At 57.1% G+C, this 7,311-nt stretch carries 5 protein-coding genes; 3 read left to right on the forward strand and 2 right to left on the reverse strand.

Annotated elements, in window-relative coordinates; genetic code table 11:
• The 3 genes from RB_RS24450 to RB_RS24460 all read left to right on the forward strand — a co-directional run bounded on the left by RB_RS24450 (position 1) and on the right by RB_RS24460 (position 3,658).
• Complete coding sequence (locus RB_RS24450) at positions 1 to 1,512, forward strand: DUF1501 domain-containing protein (RefSeq protein ID WP_011123415.1); 1,512 nt, start codon at positions 1 to 3, stop codon at positions 1,510 to 1,512.
• A 390-nt stretch (positions 1,513 to 1,902) separates the two neighbouring features.
• Positions 1,903 to 3,074, forward strand: a protein-coding gene (locus RB_RS24455) for an IS3-like element ISRba6 family transposase (protein WP_164921275.1) whose coding sequence is annotated in 2 segments (ribosomal slippage) — positions 1,903 to 2,152 and positions 2,152 to 3,074 — 1,173 coding nt in all. Because the reading frame shifts where the segments join, the coding sequence is not laid out codon by codon here.
• An 80-nt stretch (positions 3,075 to 3,154) separates the two neighbouring features.
• Entirely contained in the window at positions 3,155 to 3,658 is a 504-nt protein-coding gene (locus RB_RS24460; RefSeq protein WP_011123417.1) for a hypothetical protein, read from the forward strand.
• 95 nt (positions 3,659 to 3,753) lie between these two features.
• On the opposite strand, the gene RB_RS24465 is transcribed toward RB_RS24460, so the two are convergent.
• Together RB_RS24465 and RB_RS24470 are read right to left on the reverse strand one after the other, a co-directional pair.
• Positions 3,754 to 4,575, reverse strand: a complete 822-nt coding sequence (locus RB_RS24465; protein ID WP_011123419.1) for a methyltransferase domain-containing protein — start codon at positions 4,573 to 4,575, stop codon at positions 3,754 to 3,756.
• Between the two features lie 1,137 nt (positions 4,576 to 5,712).
• A complete protein-coding gene (locus RB_RS24470; protein ID WP_011123424.1) occupies positions 5,713 to 7,191 on the reverse strand; it encodes a Gfo/Idh/MocA family protein in 1,479 nt (492 codons plus the stop codon).
• Positions 7,192 to 7,311 lie beyond the last annotated feature (120 nt).

The following is a 7,311-nucleotide window of genomic DNA, read 5'->3' on the forward strand; positions in this document are numbered from 1 at the left end:
ATGCATCGCGAATCGATCTCTCAAGAACTTTTTCGTCAGTCGTTGTTGCAAACCAGTCGCCGGCAATTTCTGACCGAGTCGGCTGCTGGCTTGGGTGCCATTTACTTGGCGACTCAGCAAGCGGGTGGCAACGCTGCGCACGCGAACGCTTCGCTGCAACATGGTTTTGATCCCCAGCACGACGCCACCAATCCGCTCAGCCCACTGGCGCCGCCTCAACCGGCCAAGGTCAAGCGAGTGATCTACTTGCACATGGTCGGTGCACCCAGCCAACTGGAGTTGTTTGACTACAAACCCGACCTCAAAGAACTCGACGGCAAAGAGTGCCCGCAGTCGTTCTTGGAGGGCAAGCGTTTTGCTTTCATTAACGGCACGCCGCGGATGCTGGGGCCTCAGTATGACTTCCAGCAACACGGCGAATCTGGGGCGTGGGTGTCCGAGTTGATGCCCAACTTGGCCAAGCAAGTCGATGATTTGTGCTTCTTGAAAACGGTCAAGACGGACCAATTCAATCACGGACCGGCTCAGTTGATGGTGCACACCGGAGCCGCACCGATGGGATCGCCATCGATCGGTTCATGGGTCACGTATGGTTTGGGCAGCGAGAACGAAGATTTGCCCGGGTTCATCGTGCTGTTGTCCGGTGGTCGTTTGCCTCGTGTCGGCAAGGCTCTTTGGGGATCAGGGTTTTTACCTTCGGTCTATCAGGGTGTGCAGTGCCGATCCAAAGGCGACCCGGTTCTGAATGTCGCCAATCCAGAAGGCGTTTCGCGACAGGAACGACGGCAAGTCTTGGACGCGTTGGCAGCGCTCAATCAAGAGTCGTTGCAGCAATACGGCGATCCTGAAACGGTCACCCGAATCGCTCAGTACGAGATGGCCTATCGGATGCAAGTGGCTGCTCCCGAAGCGATGGATCTGTCGCAAGAAACGGCGGAAACGCTTGAGAACTATGGCGCCGAGCCTGGCAAAGAATCCTTTGCCAACAACTGCTTGCTCGCGCGGCGTTTGGTCGAAGAAGGCGTCCGCTTTGTGCAGTTGTTTGATTGGGGCTGGGACACGCACGGATCCAATCGCAGCGAATCGCTCGAGCATGGATTGCCCGACAAGTGCAAGCAAACGGACAAGCCCATTGCGGCGTTGCTCGCTGATTTGAAGCAGCGTGGAATGTTGGAAGACACGTTGGTTGTGTGGGGCGGCGAGTTCGGACGCACACCGATGCGAGAGAACCGCGGCGGAACGACGATGGCATTCCATGGTCGCGACCACAGTCCTGAAGCGTTCACGATGTGGATGGCTGGTGGGGGCGTCAAACCCGGGTTCACATATGGCGAGACCGATGCGGTCGGTTACACCGCGGCGACCGAGTCCGTGCACCTGCGAGACTTCCACGCCACGATGCTGCACCTGCTTGGCTTCAACCACGAGAGGATGGTCTATCCCTTCAAAGGCCTCAACCAACGCCTCACCGGAGTCAAACAAAGCCGCGTCGTCGAAGAAATCCTGACTTAGGTCGGTTATGCAATTCGTAGCCGGATTCGCCCTACCCGTAGCCGGATTCGCCAGAATTCGGATGTCCCTGCTCGTCGCCCCTCCGAATTCTTGGCGAATCCGGCTACGTCGAAACTCCTCACCGCCCCCACTCGTAGCCGGATTCGCCAGAATTCGGACGTCTCTGCTCGTTGCCCCTCCGAATTCTTGGCGAATCCGGCTACATCGAAACGGTTCCACACCCAGCAATGCTCTTCCACCTGCTCTCAGATCAGGCTCATGAAGCGACTGTCCAGCAAGCACTCCTACCTCAAGCGTCTCCCACCCGAGTTTTATCGTGGGTGGAATTGCCCACGAAAAGTTGACAGTGGGCCGGCGCACGTCAGACTTCTCTGACAGGAGAACCGATCCATGGACAAACGTCGAACATTTAGCCGCGAATACAAGCTGGCCGCAGTCAAGAAAGTCATCGAACAAGGCTTGTCGTACACCGCTGTCGCTAAAGACTTGGGGATCGGGGACAGCTTGATTCGCAAGTGGAAGAAGTCTTTTGACGAAGACGGAACATTCCAGGCCGAAGTAGTTGGTAGCCAATCCATTGAAGCCGAGCTGAGACGACTTCGCGAAGAGAATCGTCAACTCAAGATGGAACGCGACATTTTAAAAAAAGCGACGGCATTCTTCGCCAAAGAAAGTCACTGAGGTTGAAGTTCATTGGAGAGTGCCGCGATCGCTGGCCGATCGCAGTGCTCTGCCGAACCCTCGAAGTCACTCGCGCCGCTTATTACCGATTCGCCGGTCGCGGTCCCACAGCCACCGAGATCAAGCAAACCCAAATCATTCAAGCCGTCAAGGAAATCCGACTGGAAAAACATCACGATGCGTATGGAAGCCCGCGAATGCAACGAGCAATAGTCAAACGCGGTGTGGTGTGCTGCCGAAATACCGTCGCCAAATGCATGCGTCATGCGGGAATACAAGCCAATCGCCGCACCAAATTCAGAATATCGACCACTGACTCCAATCATGATCAGCCCATCGCCTCAAATTTGCTTGGCCAAAACTTCACGACCGAGGCAATCAATCGCGTCTGGCTAACGGACATCACCTACATCCCAACCCAAGAAGGCTCCACTTACCTCTGTGCATTCGTTGACCTGCATTCCCGCAAGATTGTCAGCTGGAAAACGAGCCGGAACATGGATTCGGAATTGGTGGTCGGGGCATTCGATCAAGCACTTACTTTTCGCAAGCCAAACGCGGGCCTGATCGTTCACAGCGATCGTGGCTCCCAATTCGCGAGCGATCATTTCCGCAGACGCCTGGCAGCCAGTGGGCTAGTTCAAAGCATGAGCCGTCGCGGGAACTGCTACGACAACGCACCGATGGAATCGTTCTTCAAGAGTTACAAAACCGAGGAAGCACAGCAGATTTACGACACGCACGAACACGCCACACGCGGCGTATCTGACTACATCGAACGATTTTACAACCCTCATCGCTTGCACTCGTCGCTGGGCTACCTCAGTCCAATCGATTTCGAGCAAGCGATCAAAGAACCGTCACTCGTAAGTGAGTCCTGACTCACAGGACTCACCGTTTACCTTTCCCTTAAGACCGGTCCACTGTCAACTTTTCGTGGGCAATTCCAGGGGATGCTTGTGTGCACTGGAGTCTTGTCATTCAGGACCGCAAGCAAGGCTGGTGCAAACCGATTTTGCTCTACAAGTTTCGTGAGCTTCTAACGCACACCGCCTTTCGATACGCCATCGCTTGCCCGGTGTACTGTCTGATGCCGGACCACATCCACATGCTTTGGATGGGGTTGTTTGAGAGCAGTGATCAGCGTCTTGCAATGCGTCACTTTCGCGACCGATTCAATGACGTGCTGGAGCGACTCCAGGTGGAGTTGCAGGGGCAGGCCTACGATGACGTTTTGAAGGATGAGGAACGCAAGGAAGAATCGATTGAGGCCGTCTGTGACTACATCGCTCGGAACCCAGAGCGCGCCGGTTTGGTGCCAATCGACGGCTACGCCGACTACAAGTTCACCGGATGCTTGGTTCCCGGTTATCCCGAGTTGACTCCATTCGCCGCCGACTATTGGACGCGATATTGGCGGATCGTTTCCTACCTGCGATCCAACGGGTTGCAACAAGGTTCGTAGCCGCATTGGCCTCACCCCACTCGTAGCCGGATTCGCCAGAATTCGGTTGTCCCTGCTCGTCGTCCCTCCGAATTCTTGGCGAATCCGGCTACACCTCACCGCCCAATCAGCATCAGATCCGCGGCCAGCGTCACCGGCATGGCCGTGGCCGTCTGCACGCGAGCGTTCTGCGAAAACCGCACGCCGCGATACGTCATCGCCATCGCGTCCGCAATCGCTTCGCTGTCGAGGTCAACCTGCTGCTGCCACAGTCGATGTTCAATCAGCTCCAATCCCTCGGCGGCCATCTCGTCGACGACCTTCTCCCAACGACTCCGGCGTTGCCCCGATTGCTGCACATGTTCGCGAAGTTCGATCAAGTCTTCTTCGCCAGGCACGGCAACGATCAGCCTTCCATCTTCCGTTAGCACACGAGCAATTTCAGATGCCGGCCGACGACCGAACAGCGACATCACGCAAGAAACACTGCCATCCGCCACCGGCAGCGACCGGTCCGCATTGGCCCAGATCCAAGTCGCTTCCGGCCATCCGCGAGCGGCCAGCTTGATCGCCTTCTTCGATAAATCGATCCCGCAGTAGCTGCCTGGCGAATCACCAAACAGAGACGGCCCAAAGGTGCCTTCGCCGCAACCCAAGTCAATCGTTCGGGAGTTGCTGTTCCCCGCTTGCCTTGCCACCCAAGGCCGCAAGGCATCGATCAATCCGCTGGCATGCCCACGCTGAAGCCAACGATGGCGGGCCAGCACAGCGGCATCCGCATCGCCCGGTTGTTTGGACTTGCGATCCTGCGGCTGGGACAAACTGTAATAGCCTTCGCGAGCCCGATCGAAGTGGTGCCGCTTTTCACAGCGCAGCCCACCCTCCACCGGCGACAAAGCCAACCCGCAGTTTCGAACCGTGCAACGCAACTCAAACAAACTTGTTTTCCTCTTTCATTCAATCTCACCCGTAGCCGGATTCGCCAGAATTCGGACGTCCCGCGCCGTTTCCGGCTCGCCCTCATTCGAATTTTTATTCTCGGCAAACAAGGCTGCATCAGACAAGCGGGACACCACTGTAGGCCATGTCTCACATGGCACCCAGCCGATGCTTCGAATGAAGCGAGGCGTCCAGCAATCCTCACTCCCTGCCCGCTGCATATCGTTCAGCGACCGAGAGCACAGAGTTCACTGAGATGAAATAACGAATATCATCCAAACCCCTTCTCAGTGCACTCCGTGATCTCCGTGGCGATCCAAAAGCACGCTTTGACGGCACCGCCGCATCCGCTCTCCAGCTCATCACAACCCGCCGCGTCAGCAAGGCCACTGCAACATCCCGCGTAGCCTCACTCACGTTTCGGGTTATGACTGGCGGCGGCCGGATTCTCTCGCTTGGCTTCCTCTCGTCGTAACCCGCTGCGTTAGCAAGGCCACTCACCTGTAGCCGGATTCGCCAGAATTCGGACGCTTACGCTTTCCCAGCACATTGTCCATGCACCAATGTAGGCCATGTCTCACATGACACCCAGCCGATGCTTCACCAGAAGCGAGGCATCCAGCAATCCCCTGTCTCTGCCCACGACATTTCGTTTGCCACAGACAGCGCAGATCTCACCAAGATGACGCAGCGAACTTACCTCACTGCCCTGCAAGTCCGCCCATCGCAGCCCGCCGCATCTGCAAGGCCACCGCAGCATCCCACGCAGCCTCACTCACGTTTCGGGTTATGACTGGCGGCGGCCGGATTCTCTCGCTTGTGCTTTCTCTCGTCACAACCCGCTGCGTAAGCAAGGCCCAGCAATCGATCTTCGCAAAGCCCGCATACTTTCCTCGGACCATCACCTCGGTGCTCTCTGTGACCTCCGTGGTAAAAGCCAGTCACCCACCCGAATTCTTGGCGAATCCGGCTACCAATGATTGCGAGCCAACCCGTCACAACCCGCCGCGTCAGCAAGGCCACCGCAGCATCTCGCGTAGCCTCACTCACGTTTCGGGTTATGACTGCAATGCCCCGAGCCTCTCGTGTGGCTTCCTCACGTCGCAACCCGCCGCGTTAGCAAGGCCGATCATCCTTCACACATCAAACAACTCGTATTCAACCTCTTTCAAGATCCCGGGCTGAGGAACCGGGTACGATCCATCCGCATTCGCGATCACAGGGGCGGGACCGTCGACGGTCAACTCTGCCACGCCGGGGGCAAACTCGTGTGGGCAATTCAGCATTTGATCGAACGTGATCTCTTGTCCGGTATGAGCCGCCATGCGGCCCATGCTGGTCACCAAGCTCGCTTGCACGCCCCGCGGCACCTCGTTGTAAGGCTTGTCGTGAATGATCGCGTCGACCAAGTCCGTCCATTCCAGCCGGTATGGATTCTTCTCCGGTTGCGGGTACGCCCAAGCCACTTCGCGGCGACTTTGGTTTTGGCCTTCAAAGATCCGCACCTTGCCCGGCGTGTGCCCCGACGTGCTCACGATCGCTGACCCCTTGCTGCCGTGCACGGTGCTCGACATGTCATTGCGACACCCTGGCATGCAGCGGCCGTCAAAGAACAGCTTGCTGCCATCGGGATAGGTGTACTCCACCGCGTAGGTATCAAAGTTTTGGTCGATCCAATCGCCGCGGTAATGACGTCCGCCGAGAGCCTGAGCCTTGACCGGCCAAGCGTTCTTCATCCAGGACGTTTCATCGATTTGGTGGATGTAGAAATCGCTGAAGCAACCACCGCTGGCCCACAGGAAGCTATGGAAGTTCTTGATTTGCCACAGCGTTTCTGGCATGTCGTCCGAGCGACGTTTGGTGAACGCTGACGCGATCGGGCCATGCATGCGATAAGCACGCATCATGATGATGTCGCCGATCTGGCCGTCTTGAATACGTTCGAACAGCTCCTGGCGTCCCCGGCAGTGACGAACCATCAAACCCACGCCGCACTTCAGATTCTTCTCATCGGCCTTGGCGGAAAGTTCCAGCATCCGTTTGGACGAAGGCCCATCGGCTGTCAACGGTTTCTCCATGAACACGTTCAGGCCCTTGTCGATCGCGTACTGGAAGTGCACCCATCGAAAAGCCAGCGGCGTTGCCAGGATCACAATGTCGCCCGGTTCGAGCGTATCCATCGCACGCTTGTAGGCATCGAAGCCAACGAACTGCCGTTCCTCCGGCACGTCCACTTTCTCCGGTGCATCGATGTGTTCATTCGAGAGGGCTTTCACGCTGCGAGCGACATTCTCCGGAAAGACATCCGCGATGGCGACCAGTTTCAGTTTCGCGTTGTCCACATGCAGCGAATCATTAGCCGCCCCCGTCCCACGACCACCCGCCCCAACCAAAGCAACTTGAATCACATCCGGAGTCTCCTGCCCATGCACGGCAGGCGCATCCAGAGTCACCCCCGCAGCAACCCCACCAGCCAAAGCTGCTGATTTCAAAAAGCCACGACGAGCCAACGCATCCCCATCGTTAGCGGAACGGTGCAAGCCGTCCGGTGCCGAGCAGTCGGACTTCACATCCTGGCATTCAGATCCATCAACAGCATTCACATCACGATTCATCAGGTCAGCTCCAAGGGTGGGATGTTGGGGAGGGAGTCTCGGAAAGTTTTTCCGGGGCCACGCATTCTATCTGAACCCAAGCCGACTTGTGTCTCGCGGCCCTGCTCTGTTTCACCTTTG

This window comes from Rhodopirellula baltica SH 1 (genome assembly GCF_000196115.1).
In the GTDB taxonomy this organism is placed as follows: Bacteria; Planctomycetota; Planctomycetia; order Pirellulales; family Pirellulaceae; genus Rhodopirellula; species Rhodopirellula baltica.